The organism is Brevundimonas aurantiaca (assembly GCF_014199955.1).
GTDB lineage: Bacteria > Pseudomonadota > Alphaproteobacteria > Caulobacterales > Caulobacteraceae > Brevundimonas > Brevundimonas aurantiaca.
Genome location: NZ_JACHOQ010000002.1, coordinates 148,296 through 164,105, shown reverse-complemented (window position 1 = coordinate 164,105; position 15,810 = coordinate 148,296). Strand labels below are relative to the sequence as shown.

15 protein-coding genes are annotated in these 15,810 nt (G+C 67.4%); 8 read left to right on the top strand and 7 right to left on the bottom strand.

Features of this window, described 5'->3' with window-relative positions; translation table 11 throughout:
* The first annotated feature begins 97 nt into the window (after nucleotides 1–97).
* Nucleotides 98–1,024: a LysR family transcriptional regulator gene (locus GGQ93_RS04885; protein ID WP_183215478.1), complete on the top strand. Its 927-nt coding sequence runs from the start codon at nucleotides 98–100 to the stop codon at nucleotides 1,022–1,024.
* A gap of 3 nt (nucleotides 1,025–1,027) precedes the next feature.
* Here GGQ93_RS04885 and GGQ93_RS04880 read toward each other — a convergent pair whose 3' ends face one another.
* From GGQ93_RS04880 to GGQ93_RS04865, 4 genes are all read right to left on the bottom strand, one after another.
* Nucleotides 1,028–1,333: a hemolysin gene (locus tag GGQ93_RS04880; RefSeq protein ID WP_182714739.1), complete on the bottom strand. Its 306-nt coding sequence runs from the start codon at nucleotides 1,331–1,333 to the stop codon at nucleotides 1,028–1,030.
* A 23-nt stretch (nucleotides 1,334–1,356) separates the two neighbouring features.
* Nucleotides 1,357–1,569 (bottom strand): hypothetical protein, encoded by a 213-nt coding sequence (locus GGQ93_RS04875; protein WP_054766951.1) that lies wholly within the window; start codon nucleotides 1,567–1,569, stop codon nucleotides 1,357–1,359.
* Nucleotides 1,570–1,670: 101 nt separating this feature from the next.
* A complete protein-coding gene (locus GGQ93_RS04870; protein ID WP_054765808.1) occupies nucleotides 1,671–2,129 on the bottom strand; it encodes a DNA polymerase III subunit chi in 459 nt (152 codons plus the stop codon).
* A gap of 20 nt (nucleotides 2,130–2,149) precedes the next feature.
* Nucleotides 2,150–3,625 carry a leucyl aminopeptidase gene (locus GGQ93_RS04865; protein ID WP_182714740.1) on the bottom strand — a complete coding sequence of 492 codons (1,476 nt, stop codon included), beginning with the start codon at nucleotides 3,623–3,625 and terminating at the stop codon, nucleotides 2,150–2,152.
* 66 nt (nucleotides 3,626–3,691) lie between these two features.
* Here GGQ93_RS04865 and GGQ93_RS04860 point away from each other — a divergent pair, with 66 nt between their 5' ends.
* From GGQ93_RS04860 to GGQ93_RS04830, 7 genes are all read left to right on the top strand, one after another.
* Nucleotides 3,692–4,918, top strand: coding sequence for an LptF/LptG family permease (locus GGQ93_RS04860; RefSeq protein WP_224764262.1), 1,227 nt, complete (start codon nucleotides 3,692–3,694; stop codon nucleotides 4,916–4,918).
* A 2-nt stretch (nucleotides 4,919–4,920) separates the two neighbouring features.
* On the top strand, nucleotides 4,921–6,063 hold the full coding sequence (gene lptG, locus GGQ93_RS04855; protein WP_183215474.1) for an LPS export ABC transporter permease LptG: 1,143 nt from the start codon (nucleotides 4,921–4,923) through the stop codon (nucleotides 6,061–6,063).
* An 81-nt stretch (nucleotides 6,064–6,144) separates the two neighbouring features.
* Nucleotides 6,145–8,547, top strand: a complete 2,403-nt coding sequence (locus tag GGQ93_RS04850; RefSeq protein WP_224764261.1) for an LPS-assembly protein LptD — start codon at nucleotides 6,145–6,147, stop codon at nucleotides 8,545–8,547.
* A gap of 72 nt (nucleotides 8,548–8,619) precedes the next feature.
* Nucleotides 8,620–9,975 (top strand): peptidylprolyl isomerase, encoded by a 1,356-nt coding sequence (locus tag GGQ93_RS04845; protein WP_224760935.1) that lies wholly within the window; start codon nucleotides 8,620–8,622, stop codon nucleotides 9,973–9,975.
* Nucleotides 9,972–10,967 (top strand): 4-hydroxythreonine-4-phosphate dehydrogenase PdxA, encoded by a 996-nt coding sequence (gene pdxA / locus GGQ93_RS04840; RefSeq protein WP_183215470.1) that lies wholly within the window; start codon nucleotides 9,972–9,974, stop codon nucleotides 10,965–10,967. The genes GGQ93_RS04845 and pdxA overlap by 4 nt, the downstream gene beginning before the upstream one ends.
* 8 nt (nucleotides 10,968–10,975) lie before the next feature.
* Complete coding sequence (gene rsmA / locus GGQ93_RS04835) at nucleotides 10,976–11,785, top strand: 16S rRNA (adenine(1518)-N(6)/adenine(1519)-N(6))-dimethyltransferase RsmA (RefSeq protein WP_183215468.1); 810 nt, start codon at nucleotides 10,976–10,978, stop codon at nucleotides 11,783–11,785.
* The gene (locus GGQ93_RS04830) at nucleotides 11,782–12,912 is read left to right on the top strand and encodes a pyridoxal phosphate-dependent aminotransferase (RefSeq protein WP_183215466.1); all 1,131 of its coding nucleotides are present in this window, start codon (nucleotides 11,782–11,784) and stop codon (nucleotides 12,910–12,912) included. The genes rsmA and GGQ93_RS04830 overlap by 4 nt, the downstream gene beginning before the upstream one ends.
* Nucleotides 12,913–13,145: 233 nt before the next feature.
* On the opposite strand, the gene gmk is transcribed toward GGQ93_RS04830, so the two are convergent.
* Genes gmk through mltG form a run of 3 tightly spaced genes read right to left on the bottom strand, consistent with a single transcriptional unit; the run spans nucleotide 13,146 to nucleotide 15,809 of the window.
* On the bottom strand, nucleotides 13,146–13,787 hold the full coding sequence (gene gmk / locus GGQ93_RS04825) for a guanylate kinase (RefSeq protein ID WP_152950293.1): 642 nt from the start codon (nucleotides 13,785–13,787) through the stop codon (nucleotides 13,146–13,148).
* Nucleotides 13,777–14,661 (bottom strand): YicC/YloC family endoribonuclease, encoded by an 885-nt coding sequence (locus GGQ93_RS04820; protein WP_183215464.1) that lies wholly within the window; start codon nucleotides 14,659–14,661, stop codon nucleotides 13,777–13,779. Before GGQ93_RS04820 ends, gmk begins: the two co-directional genes overlap by 11 nt.
* The gene (gene mltG / locus GGQ93_RS04815; RefSeq protein WP_054765818.1) at nucleotides 14,658–15,809 is read right to left on the bottom strand and encodes an endolytic transglycosylase MltG; all 1,152 of its coding nucleotides are present in this window, start codon (nucleotides 15,807–15,809) and stop codon (nucleotides 14,658–14,660) included. The genes GGQ93_RS04820 and mltG overlap by 4 nt, the downstream gene beginning before the upstream one ends.
* Nucleotide 15,810: the final 1 nt, after the last annotated feature.

Here is a 15,810-nt window from a genome sequence, read left to right as displayed (position 1 = left end):
CCGTCCCGGCGTCATTGACTTGACGCCAAGATAGAGATCGACGACCGAACAGAAATAGAAACCCCTGAAACTCATCGTTTCCGACTTGGAGGTCGCCATGTCCCGCCTGCCTGACCTCGAGGCCCTCGCCATCTTCGCCAAGGTGGCGGAGGCCCAGTCTTTCTCCGGCGCGGCTGACGCCCTGGGCCTGTCCAAGGCGACGGTGTCCAAGGCGGTGACGCGGCTGGAACAACAACTGAAGACCACCCTGCTCCATCGGACCTCGCGCCGTTTCGCCCTGACCGACGCGGGGCGCAATCTGGCGGCGCGCGCGGGCCAGATGTTGGCTGAGGCGGAAGGGGCGGTGTCCGAGGCCCTGGACATGTCCGTGACGCCGCGCGGCCTCGTGCGGCTGGCCGCGCCCATGTCGTTCGGCATGGCCTATGTCGCCCCGGCCCTGCCGCAGTTCCTGGCGACCCATCCGGATGTCTCGGTCGATCTGCATCTGTCGGACGAGGTGGTCGATCTGGTGGGCGGCGGCTTCGACTGCGCCCTGCGCATCGCCGCCCTGCCCGACTCATCGCTCACGGCGCGTCGTCTGCGGCCGGTCGAGCGGTTCCTCGTGGCCTCGCCTGACTATCTGGCCCAGCGCGGGCGGCCGATCCATCCGAACGATCTGGAGCGGCATTCCTGCCTCGGCTACGCCTATATGCCGACCCCGGACGCCTGGCGCTTCATCAATGACGCCGGCGAAGAGGTCGTGGTGCGGCCGCGCGGGCCGTTGCGAGCCAATAATTCCGACGCCCTGACCGCCTCCCTCTGCGCGGGCCTGGGCCTCTTCCCCCAGCCGGACTTCATCTATTGGAGGGACGTCGCCGAAGGGCGGCTGGAAACGGTGATGACCGACTGGCGCCTGCCCCCCATCGCCCTGCATCTGGTTGCGCCCAGCGGCGGACCGCGCCCGGCGCGCGTGTCGGCTCTGATGGATTATCTGGCGAAGACCTTCAGCGCTCCGCTCTGGCCCGGTGACAAGGTCGGCCGCTGAGGCTCAGCCGCACTTGACCTGCTGGATCACGCCGGTCGCCTCGTCATAGACGAAGTTCACTCGGTTCTCGCGATAGTCCATCGTGGCCGCGCAGGTGGTGCACAGGAGGCGGAAGGTCTGACCTTCCGGCGCGCTGGGCACCGTCGAACGGTTCCGGCCCACATAGGCCTGATAGTCCTCCACCTTGCAGGCTTTGAACGCGGTGTCGCCCCCCGGCGCAGCGCCGGCGGCGGGCGTCTCGGTCGGGGCGCAGGCCGACAGGGCCAGGCCCGCCGACATCAGGGTCGTCAGGATGAAGGCGGTCTTCATGGTCGTCTCTCCAAAAGCCAGCGTCAGCCGCAGCGGACCTGTTCGATGATCCCTGTCTGGGCGTCGTAGAATATGTTCAGCCGGTAGGCCGAAAAATCATGGGTGACCGGGCAGGTGGTGCAGGTCACGCGCCGGTTGACGACATCCACAGGCACCGGGATTTCGGTCTTGGGCCGCCCCACCAGATACTGAAGTTCCCCCGCCTTGCAGACATCGGTCGTCTGGGCGGTCGGCATGCGACTGCCCACGGGCGGCGTGACCTGCGCCTGTTCCACGGTTCGCGGGGCCGGCTTTTCGGCGACGGGCGTGGAACAGCCGGCTAAGGCCGCCAAGACGATCAGGCCGCCTTTTCCCAGCGCCCTGCGTCCGTCTGCCGCCAATAGGCCAGCTCCGCGCCCTGGGCCTTCAGCGCCTTCCAGCGGCCGCGCGCCTGCTGAAGCGCCGTTGCGTCCCGACCGTCGAAAATGATGAAGCATCTTTCGATCCCTTCCGTGGCGCCCAGTTCTGCGTCATCGACGATGAACAGCGCCTGAGCGCCGTTCAGGTTCTCTCCCGATTCGCTGAGAAGCACCGGCTGGCGATCGGCATGGGGCTGATCCGCCCGACCGTGCGGCAGAAAACTCTCTTCGTGGAAGGTCCACAGCCGCTCGTCCAGATCATCCAGCCGATGGGCATGAGACGATTTTATCAGGGCGCGCCAGCCCCGCTCGAGGGTCTTCTCGAGCAGGGTCGGCAGCACCTGGTCCAGGGAGGACCGCTCCAGGTGGTAGAACCAGATTTCGGGCTTGCCGCTCATCCGGCTCTACCGTCCAGGGCTCAGGCTTCGTAGGTGTCGGCCACCATCCGGTCCAGGGTGCGCACGGCGAAGCCGACGCCGCCTTCCGGCACGGTGGGGCTGGGGCTCTTGTTCGCCCAGGCGGTCGGCGCGATGTCCAGGTGCGCCCACGGCACGCCGTTGGTGAAGCGCTGCAGGAACAGGGCCGCGGTGATCGAGCCGCCGGCGCGGCCGTTGCCGGTGTTCTTCACATCGGCGATCTTCGAATCAATGTGCTGTTCGTAGATGGCCGGGATCGGCATGCGCCAGAAGTTCTCGCCCACCTTCTTAGAGGCGGCCAGGATCGGCTCGGCGACCTCGTCCGAGTTCGAGAAGACGCCGGCGTAGTCCAGGCCCAGGGCCACGATCATGGCGCCGGTCAGGGTGGCCAGGTCGATCATGAACTTCGGCTTGAACCGCTCCTGCGTGTACCAAAGGGCGTCAGCCAGGACGAGGCGGCCCTCGGCGTCGGTGTTGATCACCTCGACCGTCTGGCCCGACATGGACACGACCACGTCGCCCGGACGCTGGGCGTTGCCGTCCGGCATGTTCTCGACCAGGCCCAGCACGCCCACGGCGTTGACCTTGGCCTTGCGGCCGGCCAGGGCGATCATGGTTCCGGTCACGGCGGCGGCGCCGCCCATGTCCCACTTCATGTCCTCCATGCCTTCGGCCGGCTTGATCGAGATGCCGCCGGTGTCGAAGCAGACGCCCTTGCCGACGAAGGCCAGGGGTTGGGCGCCCGCCTCGCCGCCGTTCCACTTCATGATCGCCAGCTGGCTTTCGCGACGGCTGCCCTGGCCGACGCCCAGCAGGGTGCGCATGCCCAGCTTCTCCATCTCGGCCTCGCCGAGGATTTCGACCTCCAGGCCCAGGCTCTCGAGCGCCTTGACGCGGCGTGCGAACTCGGCGGGATAGAGGACGTTGGCGGGCTCGGACACCAGATCGCGGGCGAAGATCACGCCGTCAGCCACAGCGGTCAGCGGCTCCAGGGCGGCCTCGGCGGCGCGCAGGTCGGACGTCACGACGCGCACCGTGTTGATCGACGGAATCTTGTCCGGCTTCTGGGTCGTCCGGTATTTGTCGAACCGGTAGGCGGCCAGTCGCACCGCGAAGCCGACGCGCGCGGCCTGTTCGGGGCTCAGGTTGGAGGCGTCGATGGTCAGAACCTCGGCGCCCGACAGTTTCACCGCCGCATAGGCGTTGCCGCCGAACGCCTCGACCGCCAGGTCGTCGATTTTGTCCGCCGACCCAGCGCCGACCAGCAGGATGGACTCCGCCTTTGCGCCCGAGACGGCCGCAACCATCAGGGTCTGGCCAGCCTTGCCGACGAACCGCCCCTTGCTCATCGCGCGGGTCAGGGCGCCGCCGGACTGTTCGTCCAGCTCCGACCCGGAGCCGGCGAGGACGCGATCTTCATGAACAGGCACGGCCAGGATTTCAGCGGCGTCAACGGCAGCGACGAACTCGATCTTCATTCAACGACTCCAGCCGGGCCCCACCCGGCGCTCACAACAGAAGAAAAAGACAAACGGCGCGTCTGCATGTCGCGGACGCGCCCTCCTGTGCTACTAGATGCGCCTCATCGCCGCCGCCTGCAACCGGGCGAAGTCCATCCGCCCATGACCCTGATCCAAAGATACCTTTTTCGCCAGCTCTCCCTACCCGTGGTCGCGGCGTGCGCGTCCCTGGCTGGAATCGGAATTTTGAGTCAGAGCCTCGACCAGCTCGAGGTCATCGTGGAACGGGGGCAGAGCGTATGGGTGATGGTCAAGCTGACGCTTTTGGCCCTGCCCCAGTTGCTGGCCGTCATCCTGCCCATAGGCCTGTTCGTCGGCGCCCTGATCGCCCTGACCCGGCTGCAGCGCGAACAGGAACTCACCGCCGCCTTCGCCGGAGGCATGACCCGTTGGCAGGTCATATCGCCAGCGGCGCGGCTCGCGGTCCTCGTGCTGATCCTGAACCTGATCATGACTCTGTTCGCCCAGCCCTGGGCCCAGCGGGAGGCCCGCAACCAGGCCTTCGCCATCCGCACCGATCTGGCGGCCCTGCTTGTCGAGGAAGGCCAGTTCGTCCAGGGGCCGGACGGGCTGACCGTCTATGTCCAGCAGATTGAGCAGAACGGTCTTCTGAAGAACCTTTTCGTCTATCTGGACGACGGCAAGTCCAGCCAGAACTGGAGCGCGGCCGAGGCCCGCTTCGGGCGTGACGCCGCCAATGAGCCGGTCCTGACCATGATCGACGGCTCCTGGCAGAAATATTCCTCGCGCGGCGTACTCGAAACCCTGTCTTTCGACCGCTACGACTTTCCGCTGGGACAGTTCTCGGCCGTGACCGAGCAGATTCGCTACAAGCCGGCCGACCTCTATCTGCGTCAACTGTTCAACCCGACCCCGCGCGTGCTCGAAACGGCGGGCTCGCGGGGAGAACTTCTGGCGGAGGCCCATGCGCGGATATCAGCGCCGCTTTACGCCTTGACCGCCATGGCCATGGCCCTGGCGGCGATCCTGGGCGGCGCCTTCAGCCGCACCGGCTATTCGCTTCGCATCGCTAAGGCGGCCGGTCTGTTTCTGCTCGTGCGGGTGATCGGCTATGGCCTGGTCGCGGCCAGCGCCTGGAACCCCTGGATGAACCTGCTCCAATATATCGCGCCCCTCGCCGCGACCGCCTTGGCGCTCCGGCTTCTGTTTCGCGCACTTAAGCCGCGAAAGCGCCGGTCCTGGGCGATCGTTGAGCGGCTGCGGCCCCTGTCTCCGGCTAGGACGGGGTGACCATGAGGTCTCTGTCCCTTCCCGCCCGGTCCTTGCGTTCGCGCCTTCCCCGTCTGGGCCGCATCGAAATCTATGTACTGATTCAACAGTTGCGCGCCTTGGGCGTGGCCCTGGCGGTGATCTCCGCCCTGGTCATGCTGATCGACTTCGTCGAGGTGTCGCGCGGCGTAGGATCGGATCAGGATCTCTCGGCCCTGCGCATCCTGGGGCTGGTGGCGCTGAAGTCGCCGGCGGTGATCGTCCAACTGCTGCCCTTCGTCTTCCTGTTCGGCACCTTGGGCGCCTATATCGGCCTGAACCGACGCAGCGAACTGGTCGCCATGCGGGCGGCGGGGGTGTCGGCCTGGCGTTTCGTCCTTCCGGCGGCCGGGATGGCCTTCGCCCTGGGCGTTCTTACAGTGACCGTTCTGGGGCCCTTGGCCTCAGCCGGCGACGGTCTGTGGCAGCGCGAACGCGCCCGCATTTCCGGCGCCGCCAACGATGACCAGACGGACGCCCCCATTTGGCTGCGCGAAGGCGACGATCAGCGTCAGATGATCATCCGAGCGGGACGTCAGGACCGCGCCAACGCCCGGCTTCTGGATGTCACCTTCTTCATCTACGTCACGGATGCGGAAGGAAATCGCGACTTTTCCGAACGGATCGACGCCCAGTCGGCCGCGCTCAGCGCCGGCCGCTGGCGTCTGACCAACGCCGTCGGCGCCAGCATCGGCCAGAGGGCTGTCGCCTATTCAAGCCTCGATCTGCTCTCCAGCCTGGCGGACGAAGAGGCGTTCGAGCGATTCGCCCGTCCCCAATCGACGCCCTTCTGGTCCCTGCCGAATCAGATCCAGCGGATCGAGGACGCCGGCTTCGCCTCAACCGCCTATCGCCTTCGGCTTCAGCAGCTGCTGGCGACGCCCCTGGTCTTTGCGGCCATGTCCATACTGGCGGCGGCTTTCTCTCTACGTCTGATGCGTCTTGGGGACCTGGCGAGGATGAGCGTGGCAGCGGTCGTGCTGGGCTTCGCCTTCTTCTTCCTGAACCAATTCAGCTCGGCCATGGGTTCGGCCGAGGTGGTGCCGCCCCTGGTGGCGGCATGGCTGCCGCCCTTGTTGACGGCCCTCGCCGCCTTCACCTTGCTGTTCTATACCGAAGACGGCTAAGCGAGCGCCTCGCTCAAGACAGACGGATGCTTCATGCAAGGTGATCGCGATCGGCGTTCAAGGGCCTTACGGGCTAGGCTTTTGGCCGGCGCGGCGCTCCTGGCGTGTCTGCCCTTCGCGGAAGAGGCGCTCGCCCAGGCTCAGCCGGTGCCGGATCAATCGGCGGTTTCCGACGTCCTGCCCCAGGGCGCCGTCTATGTGGACGCCGACAGCGCCGGCCGTGTCGGCGACACGATCGTCGCCCAGAGCAACGGCGCGCGCCGGGTCTATCTGCGCGCTGACGGTCATGTGCTTCGGGGCGAGAACCTGACCTATGATCTGTCCACCGGCGCGGCCGCGGCCGACGGCCGGGTGGAGGCGATCGCGCCGGACGGCACGGTCGTCTACGCCAGCCATTTGGAGGCCGACGGCGAACTGAAGGCGGCCGTCGCCGTCGATTTCGCCACCCGTTTCAGCAACGGCGCCAGCCTGATGGCCGCGACGGCGGTTCGCCGAAGCGAACGGGTCAATGAGCTGAACTACGCCGTCTTCACCCCCTGCCCCATCTGCGACTACAAGGGCCCCAAGACCCCCAGCCTCTCGATCCAGGCCGAGAAGGTGGTTCAGGATGAGGCCCTGCGCGCCGTCATCTACCGCAATGCGATGTTCCGCATCGGCGGGGTGCCCGTCTTCTACACCCCCTTTTTCGCCCACCCGGATCCCACCGTCGAACGCGCGTCCGGCTTCCTGGTGCCGATCGTCAACTATGACGAAGGCCGCGGCGTCTCGGTCGAAACCCCGTATCTGCACGTCGTCTCGCCATCCGAGGACTGGCTGATTAGCCCGCAGTTCAACACGCGAGTCTCGCCGCTTTTGAACCTTCAATGGCGCCGTCGCTTCGTCAACGGAACGATCGTCGCCCGCGGCGGCTATACCTACGAGCGGACCTTCGGCGACTTCGATCGGGACGGCGACGGGGATTACGAAACCAATATCCGCTTTGGCGACAAGGAGCACCGCAGCTATCTGCTGTCCCATGGCGCGTTCGATCTGTCGGGCCCCTGGCGCCTCGGCTTCACGGCCGAGCGGACGTCCGACAAGACCCTGTTCGACCGCTATGACATTCAGAACCCCTATCAGGACAACGGCCTCTATTACGGCGACCGTCGTCGTCTGATCAGCCAAGTTTACGCCGAGCGTCAGACCGACCGTTCCTATATTTCGATCGCAGCCTTTTCGATCCAGAGCTTGAGACTGGACAACCGCTTCGCCGACACGGATTTCCGCGACGCGGAAGGGTTCAAGGTCTTTGAAAACGACGGCGCCCTGCCGATCGTCGCCCCCCTGGTCGACGCCCGCTGGGAGCCGTCGGGCCTGATCGGCGGCGGCCGGCTGCGGCTGAAGGGGTCCGCCGTATCCCTGTATCGCGACGTTTTCGTCGGCGCGCCGGTGCTCAATCCGGACATCGTGCCTGGGGCCCCAGCGGGGCTTTCGGGCGTGGACAGCCGGCGGATCACAGGTCAGGCGGAGTGGCGTCGCGTCTTCATCACGCCCCACGGCCTGCGTATCGAGCCCTTCGTCGACGGCCGCGTGGACTTCTACGCCCTGTCCGACCTGCCGCCGATGATGGGCGTCGAAAGCGACGAGACGCTGAGCCGCACGCGCGCAAGCGCCGGGGTGGACCTCAGTTACCCGCTGGTGCGTCGCACGCCGCGCGGCGACGTCATTCTGGAGCCGGTCGCCCAGCTGTCGGTCTCCAACAAGTCCGACATCGACCCCCGCATTCCCAATGAGGATTCACAGGTCATCGAACTGGATGAATCCTCCCTGTTCCGCATGGACCGCTTCTCGGGCTATGACCTGGTGGAAGGCGGCGCCCGTTTCACCGCCGGCGCCCGGGCGACGATCCGCTGGTCCGAAGGCCGCAGCGCCAGCCTTTTCGTAGGCCGCAGCTATCGCGCCGACGACGAAGACGCCTTCCGCACCACCATACCCGACAGCACGACCGGCGCCCTCTACGACCCCACCGGCCTGGCCTCCTCGGCTTCCGACTGGGTGGTCCAGGGCAGTTTCTCGCCTTCGGACCGTATCCGCAGCTGGGGCCACGCCACCGTCGACGGGTCGGGCGACATCCGGCGCGCCGAGGCCGCGCTGGACGGACGTTGGGGCCAGCGCAACCTGGCCAGCTTCAGCTATATCGTCGATCGGTCCAATCCGTTGTCAGGGCCGCTCAATCGGAACTATGAATTCGTCCAGCTGGCGGGTCAGCAGTTCGTCTACGGCCACTGGGGCGTGGCCGTAGCCGGGATCGCCGACCTGGAGCGCAACGTCATCACCCGCCAGGAGGTCGGCCTCCTTTTCGACGACGATTGTTTTCGGGTCGAGATCGGTTATCGCCGCGACAATACGCGGGTTCGGGCCAGTGGTCCGTCGGACGGGGTGTATCTACGCCTAAACCTCGCCACTTTCGGAGGTTCAGGTTATGGACAGGGCGGATTGCGTTGAGCATGACGCTGTACGGGGCGCGACCGCCTGCCGGCCCGGCCGGTGGACCGCTGTGAGGAATCAGGACGACCAATGGGTTTGATGCGTTATTCGACGGGGGCTGCGCTCGCGGCGCTCCTCCTCGCCGGTTCGGCCTATGGTCAGACGGCGCCCGCTCCGGCCGCCCAGCAGCCGACGGCCGCAGGCGCGCCCAACCCGGCGGCCGGAGACGGACCGGTTGCGGCCCGCGCCGCGCCTCAGTTCGAACTGGCCGACGGCATTGTCGCTACGGTTAATGACAAGATCATCACCGGCTATGATCTGCGCCAGCAGATGCTGATGCTGATCGCCTCGTCCCAGGTTCAGCCGACGGAACAGAATCTGCCGGCGATCCAGCAGGCGGCGCTGAACCGACTGATCGAAGAACGGCTGAAGGCCCAGGAAATCACCAAGTTCGAGACCTTGAAGGTCACCGACCAGGAGATCGACGAGGAAATCGCCCAGATGGCGCGCCAGGCCGGCGTCACGCCGGCCGCCTATATGGAGTTTCTCCAGCAGGGCGGCATTCAGCCCAGCGCCTTCCGCGAAAACCTGCGCACGGAGATCGGCTGGAGCCAGCTGGTGCCCGGCCGCTTCAACAGCCGCGCCCGACCCAGCACGCTTCAAGTCGAGCAGGAGCTGCGCCGCCTGAACGAGGCGGCGGCCCAGCCCCAGTATCTGATCGGTGAAATCTACATCGAAGCGGCGCGGGTCGGCGGCCAAGAGGCTGCGATGAACGGCGCCCGCCAGCTGGTGCAGCAGATCATTCAGGGCGCGCCCTTCCAGGCGGTCGCCCAACAGTTCTCCTCCGCCCCGTCCGCCTCGGCCCGCGTCCCCGGCGACGCAGGCTGGGTGGTCAAGGGCACGGTGCAGCCGGCCCTTCAGACCATCTTCGACCAGCTCCAGCCCGGCCAGCTGTCGAACCCCGTCCCGGTCGATGGCGGCGTGTACATCATCTATATGCGAGACAAGCGTGACGGCGCGGCGACCAGCCTGGTTTCGTTGAAACAGATGATGGTCGAACTGCCGGAATCGGCGTCCGAGGCCGAGCTCGCAGCGGCCACCCGGACTTTGGAAGGCCTGCGCCAGGGACTGAACTGCGACAACATCCTGTCCCAGGCGCGTGCGACCCAGGGCGTGATCGGCGCCGACCTGGGCGAATCGGACGTGGCCAATCTGGCGCCCCAGTTCCAGCAGTTCGCCCGCACCGGCGAGATCGGCTCGGTCTCGACCCCGATCCGCACGCCGCTCGGTCTTCATCTGGTCGCCGTCTGCGGCAGGCGCGTCGGGGGCCCTGAGGCCCCTAATCGTCAGCAGGTCGAGAACCGGCTGCGCGGCCAGAACCTGGCGGTGCTGGAGCGTCGCTATATCCGCGATCTGCGCAACGACGCCCTGATCGAGTTCAAATGACCCGGCCTCTGGTCCTGACGCTGGGCGAACCCGCCGGCGTCGGGCCGGAGATCGTGGCCGCCGCCTGGCGGGCGCGTTCGGCCGACATGCTGCCGTTCGCCGTAATCGGCGACGCCGCCCTGCTTGAGGCGCAAGGGATCGCCGTCGCCGACGTCTTCACGCCCGGCGAGGCCGCCCAGCATTTCGAGCGGGCCCTCCCGGTCATTCACCGCGCCCTGCCTGCGCCGGTGACAGTCGGCCTTCCCGACCCGGTCAATGCGCCCTCGGTCGCCGACGGCATCGAAGAGGCTGTCAGCTTCGCCTTGTCGGGCGAAGCCTCGGGTCTGGTCACAGCCCCCATCGCCAAGGCGCCTATGTACGCCTCGGGCTTCCGCTTCCCTGGCCATACCGAGTTCATCGCCGAACTGACCGCCGACGCGCCCTATGCGGGGACGCGTGGTCCGGTGATGATGCTGACCGCCCGGGACCTGCGGGCCTGTCTGGTCACCATCCACGTCGCTCTGGACCAGGTTCCGGAACTGGTCACGGCCGAGCGGGTCGCCCGCACCGCCCGCGTCGTCCACGAAAGCCTGAAGCGCGACTTCGCCATCGCCCGCCCGCGCCTAGCCATGGCCGCCTTGAACCCCCACGCGGGCGAAGGCGGCGCCCTGGGGCTGCAGGAGATCGAGACCCTGATCCCCGTCGCCGAACAGCTGCGCGGCGAAGGGATCGACATCACCGACCCCAGACCCGCCGACACGCTGTTCCACGACGACGCCCGCGCGACCTATGACGCCGCCATCTGCATGTACCACGACCAGGCCCTGATCCCGGTCAAGACTCTGGACTTCTGGGGCGGCGTGAACGTGTCCCTGGGCCTGCCCGTCATCCGCACCTCGCCGGACCACGGCACAGGTTTCGACATCGCCGGCAAGGGGATTGCGCGCCCCGACAGCCTGATCGCCGCCGTTCGTCTGGCATCGGAGATGGCGGCGGCCCGCGCCGCGCGCTAACAGGGCGTGTGACCGACCTTCCTTCCCTCCGCGAAACCCTCGACGCCCACGGCCTGTCGGCGAAAAAGAGCTTCGGCCAGCATTTCCTGCTGGACCTCAATGTCACGCGCAAGATCGTCCGCCTGGCCGGTCCGTTCGACGGGCGCGCCGTGATCGAGGTCGGCCCCGGCCCCGGCGGCCTGACCCGCGCCCTGCTGGACTCCGACGCAGGCCCCGTGGTCCTCGTCGAAAAGGATCCGCGCTTCATTCCCCTGCTGACCGAACTGGACGACGGCTCGGGCCGGCTGACCATCGTCGAGGCCGACGCCCTGAAGGTGAAGGAGGCGGACCTGGTCTCCGGCCCCGCCCACCTGGTCTCCAACCTGCCCTACAATGTCGGCACCGCCCTGCTGATCAAATGGCTGACCGGTCCCTGGTTGCCCCACAGCCTCACCCTGATGTTCCAGAAGGAGGTGGCCGAGCGTGTGGCCGCTGGTCCGGGCGAAGACGCCTACGGCCGTTTGGCGGTCATTTCCCAGGCCGTCTGCACGGCGCGCATCGTCATGCACCTGCCCGCCGCCGCCTTCACCCCGCCGCCCAAGGTGGCCTCGGCCGTGGTCCATCTGATTCCGCTGGACGAGCGTCCTTCGCCCGAACGCCTTAAGAAGCTTGAACGCGTCACCGCCGCCGCCTTCGGCCAGCGCCGCAAGATGCTGCGCTCCAGCCTCAAACAGCTCGGCGGCGCCGCCCTTTGCGAGGCCGCCGGCATCGAACCCGACGCCCGCGCCGAGACCGTCGACGTCGCCGGCTTCCTGCGGCTGGCGGACGCCCTGGCATGACCGTCGAACCCTTCCGCGCCATCACCGTCAGCCGTCTGGCGCACCAGTTGAAGTCCGAAGGCCGGTCGATCATCCATATGGAGTTCGGCCAGCCCTCGACCGGCGCGCCCGCTGCCGCCGTCGCCCGCGCACATCAGGTGCTGGACGCCGACGCCATGGGCTATTGGGAAAGCCCCGACCTGCGCGCCCGCATTGCTCACCTGTACCAGGATCGGTACGGCGTGACGGTCGATCCCGCCAACATCCTGCTGACCTGCGGGGCCTCGCCCGCCCTGGTCCTGGCGCTCAGCGTCCGGTTCAAGCCGGGCGACCGCATCGCCCTGGCCCGTCCCGGCTATGTCGCCTATCGCAACAGCCTGCGCGCCCTGCATCTGGAGCCGGTGGAGATCGCCTGCGGTCCCGAGACCCGGTTCCAGCTGACCGCCGCCCAGCTGGAGGCGCTCGATCCCGCTCCGGCCGGCGTCATCATCGCCAGCCCGGCCAATCCGACCGGGACCATCATCCCGGAGGCCGAACTCGCCGCCATCGCCGAGGTCTGCCGCGCGCGAAACATCGCCATCCTTTCGGACGAGATCTACCACGGCCTGTCCTACGCGGGCCCGACCCCGTCGATGCTGCAGTTCGCGCCGGACGCCCTGGTGATCAACAGCTTCTCCAAATACTGGAGCATGGCCGGCTGGCGGTTGGGCTGGCTGCTGGTCCCCGAGGCCCTGATCGAGGCCGCTCGCGCCTATATCGGGAACATGTTCCTGACCCCGCCCAGCCTCAGCCAGCACGCGGGCCTGGTCGCCATGGACGCGATCGGCGAGCTTGAGGGCCATATCCAGACCTACGCCCGCAACCGCGAGCTGATGCTGGCGGCCCTGCCGGCGCTTGGATTGAGGAAGATCGCGCCGCCTGACGGCGCCTTCTACATCTGGGCCGACATCGGCCACCTGACGGACGACAGCGTGGCCTTCTGCGAACAACTGCTGCGCGATACCGGCGTGGCCACCGCGCCGGGCGTGGATTTCGACCCCGTCGATGGTCGACGCTACATCCGCTTCAGCTTCGCGGTCTCGACAGGGGAGATCAAGGCCGCGTTGGAACGAATCACGCCTTGGTTCGCCGCTCGAAATCCAGGCTGAGCCGATCCGCGAAAGGCGGCAGGCCCATGGTGGGTCGTACCTAAGCAATCGCCCCTAGGCCGATATTTACCCTCTGGAACCTGCCTTGTGGGAAAAGGAGTGCAGTTGCGTAGCGCATAGGACGACATCGCGTAGGACGCCCCCGCCGGCGCGATGTCGTCGCCGCTTCACAGCCGAAGACGACACTGCGGCGGCCTCTCCCCCCCTCCCGCCAGCCGCGGTGTCGTTGTTCGTCAGACAGGCTCGCGTAGCAGGGCGGCCTTGTAATCCCCCACCCACAGATTGCGGAACCGGCGCGATCGCTCGGCGTGATAGATGTGCGCCAGCTCGGCGTAGGACCGGTCAAAATCCTCGTTGACGATCACATAGTCGAAGGCGTCGCAGTGTTCGATCTCACCCTTGGCGTTGGCGACGCGGCGCTCAATGACATCGTCCGAATCCTGCGACCGGGTGACCAGTCGTCGGCGCAGCTCTTCCAGGCTGGGCGGCAGGATGAAGACCCGCACCGCGTCCTCCGGGCATTTCTCGGCTACGTCGCGCGCGCCCTGCCAGTCGATGTCGAACAGGACGTCACGTCCCTCAGCCAGGGCCCGATCGACCGGCCCGCGCGGGCTGCCGTACAGATTGCCGTGGACATCGGCCCATTCCAGGAAGGCGTCGGCGTCGATCAGCTTCTGGAACCGCTCGCGATCCACGAAATTATAGTCGCGACCGTCGACCTCGCCGGGACGGATGCCCCGCGTCGTCATCGACACCGACAGTTCCAGCCCCCCGTGGTCCGCCATCAACCGACGGCACAGCGACGTCTTGCCGGCGCCCGACGGGCTGGCGACGATGAGGAGGACGCCCCGGCGGGGCGAGCGTTCATTCGACATTCTGAACCTGTTCACGCAACTGTTCGATGACGGCCTTCAGCTCGAGGCCGATTCCAGTGAGCGCCGTCGTAGCCGATTTCGAGCAGAGGGTGTTGGCCTCGCGCATGAATTCCTGCAGCAGGAAGTCCAGTTTCCGTCCGGCCGGCGGCGCGGTCATCAGCTGGCGCGCCGCAGCGACATGGGCCGACAGCCGGTCCAGCTCCTCGCGCACGTCGGCCTTGGCCGCCAGCGACGCAGCTTCCAGAAAGATTCGCTCTTCCAGGCCCGGCGCATCCGGCGCCAGTTCGGCCATACGGCGGCTGAACCGGTCGCGGATGGTGGCGACCTGGGCTTGAGCCTCGCCTTCGGCCGAAGCGACCAGACCTTCGATCCGGGCGATGAAGTCCGCCAGTAGCGGCGCCAGCTGGGCGCCTTCGGCGTTTCGCGCGCCCTTCAAGGCGTCCAGGGCGGCCTCGACTGTTCGCGCCATCTCGACCTCCAGCGCGGCGCGCGCCTGCGGATCCTCCACCTCCTCCGGCGCCTCTATGACGCCGCGCAGGGCCAGGAGGCCGTCGGCGGACGGCGGCGTCGCCCCGTCCTCGGCCAACTCATTGGCCAGGGTCAAATAGCGGGCCAGCAAGGGCGCATTGATCGTAACGGCCGCCTCCGCCCCCTCCGTTCGTTTGGCCTGTACGCCGACGGAGATCTGTCCGCGGACGAATCGCGCCTGGGCGGCTGTCTTCGCAGCCCTCTCCAAGGTGTCGAATCCGTTCGGCCCTCGATACCGAACCTCCAGATTGCGCCCATTGACCGACCGCACCTCGACCGCCCAGGTCCAGCCCTCACCGGCGCCCTCGGCCCGGCCAAAGCCCGTCATTCCAGAAATCAGGCTCATCTCAGACCCTGGGTCGCGCCGGCAGGCAGGGTGAGGGTGGCCTGTCCGCCCTCCGCGTTCGGATCGGTCATGGGCGCAGGGCTGGCCTCAGGCGCGACCGGCGCCTGCGTCTCGGGCGGCAGGCCGGCCTTCTGTCGCTCAATCTGACGCCAGCGCGCCACATTGCGCAGATGCTCTTCATAGGTGATGGCGAAGACGTGGCCGCCTGATCCGTCGGCGACGAAGAACAGGGCCGGATCCGCCGGCGGGTTCAGCACGGCCTCCAGCGCCTCCTTGCCGGGATTGGCGATGGGCGTCGGCGGCAGGCCGTCGATCTGATAGGTGTTCCAGGGCGTCTGACGCTGCAGCTCTGACCGGCGGATGCCGCGCCCCAGCGGCCGCCCCTGGGTCAGGCCGTAAACGATGGTCGGATCGCTCTCCAGCCGCATCCCCTGCCGCAGTCGGTTGGAGAAGACCGCCGCCACGCGAGGCCGCTCGGCCGCCAGCCCAGTCTCCTTCTCGACGATGGAGGCCAGGATCACCGCCTCTTCCGGGTTGCGGGCCACTGTGCCCGGTCCCCGCTGCGCCCACAGCAGCCGCAGATTTTCCTTCGCCGCCCGCTGCATCCGATCGATCACCGACTGGCGGGTGTCGCCGCGTGACACCTCATAGGTGTCGGGCCACAGACTGCCTTCCTCGGGCGTCGTCTCGACGGTTCCGGTCAACACCGGCTCCTTGGCCAGGATGTCCACCGCCTGGGCCGAGGACCAGCCTTCCGGCAGGGTCACGAAATGGCGCACCACCCGCCCCTCGACCAGCAGGTTCAGCACTCCGGCCAGCGAGGTCCCCGACGGCACCTCATATTCCCCGGCCCGCAGCTTGCGGTCCGCACCGGTGAAGGTGGCCGCCGCCTTGAACAGGTCGGTCGAACGGATCACCCCCGCCGCCTTCAACTGGGCGGCGATGGCGGAGACGCCCGAGCCGCTGGCCAGGGTCACGACCGTTCGATCCCCCTGCCGTGCGCCCGGTCCTGGCCCGTAATAGACGCCCCAGACGACGGCGAGGGCGGCGATCAGGAACAGGCTGAAGGTCGCTGAGGCGGTCAGCAGACTGACCGTCAACCCCGACCGCTTCTCCACACGCCTGTCACCCCGCCCCCGTCCGAACATG

Excerpts from the sequence above, each read along its gene's own strand:
- GGQ93_RS04885 (WP_183215478.1), top strand. The coding sequence starts at position 98 with ATGTCCCGCCTGCCTGACCTCGAGGCCCTCGCCATCTTCGCCAAGGTG.
- GGQ93_RS04880 (WP_182714739.1), bottom strand. The coding sequence starts at position 1,333 with ATGAAGACCGCCTTCATCCTGACGACCCTGATGTCGGCGGGCCTGGCC.
- GGQ93_RS04875 (WP_054766951.1), bottom strand. The coding sequence starts at position 1,569 with ATGCCGACCGCCCAGACGACCGATGTCTGCAAGGCGGGGGAACTTCAG.
- GGQ93_RS04870 (WP_054765808.1), bottom strand. The coding sequence starts at position 2,129 with ATGAGCGGCAAGCCCGAAATCTGGTTCTACCACCTGGAGCGGTCCTCC.
- GGQ93_RS04865 (WP_182714740.1), bottom strand. The coding sequence starts at position 3,625 with ATGAAGATCGAGTTCGTCGCTGCCGTTGACGCCGCTGAAATCCTGGCC.
- GGQ93_RS04860 (WP_224764262.1), top strand. The coding sequence starts at position 3,692 with ATGTCGCGGACGCGCCCTCCTGTGCTACTAGATGCGCCTCATCGCCGC.
- lptG (WP_183215474.1), top strand. The coding sequence starts at position 4,921 with ATGAGGTCTCTGTCCCTTCCCGCCCGGTCCTTGCGTTCGCGCCTTCCC.
- GGQ93_RS04845 (WP_224760935.1), top strand. The coding sequence starts at position 8,620 with ATGGGTTTGATGCGTTATTCGACGGGGGCTGCGCTCGCGGCGCTCCTC.
- pdxA (WP_183215470.1), top strand. The coding sequence starts at position 9,972 with ATGACCCGGCCTCTGGTCCTGACGCTGGGCGAACCCGCCGGCGTCGGG.
- GGQ93_RS04830 (WP_183215466.1), top strand. The coding sequence starts at position 11,782 with ATGACCGTCGAACCCTTCCGCGCCATCACCGTCAGCCGTCTGGCGCAC.
- gmk (WP_152950293.1), bottom strand. The coding sequence starts at position 13,787 with ATGTCGAATGAACGCTCGCCCCGCCGGGGCGTCCTCCTCATCGTCGCC.
- GGQ93_RS04820 (WP_183215464.1), bottom strand. The coding sequence starts at position 14,661 with ATGAGCCTGATTTCTGGAATGACGGGCTTTGGCCGGGCCGAGGGCGCC.
- mltG (WP_054765818.1), bottom strand. The coding sequence starts at position 15,809 with ATGTTCGGACGGGGGCGGGGTGACAGGCGTGTGGAGAAGCGGTCGGGG.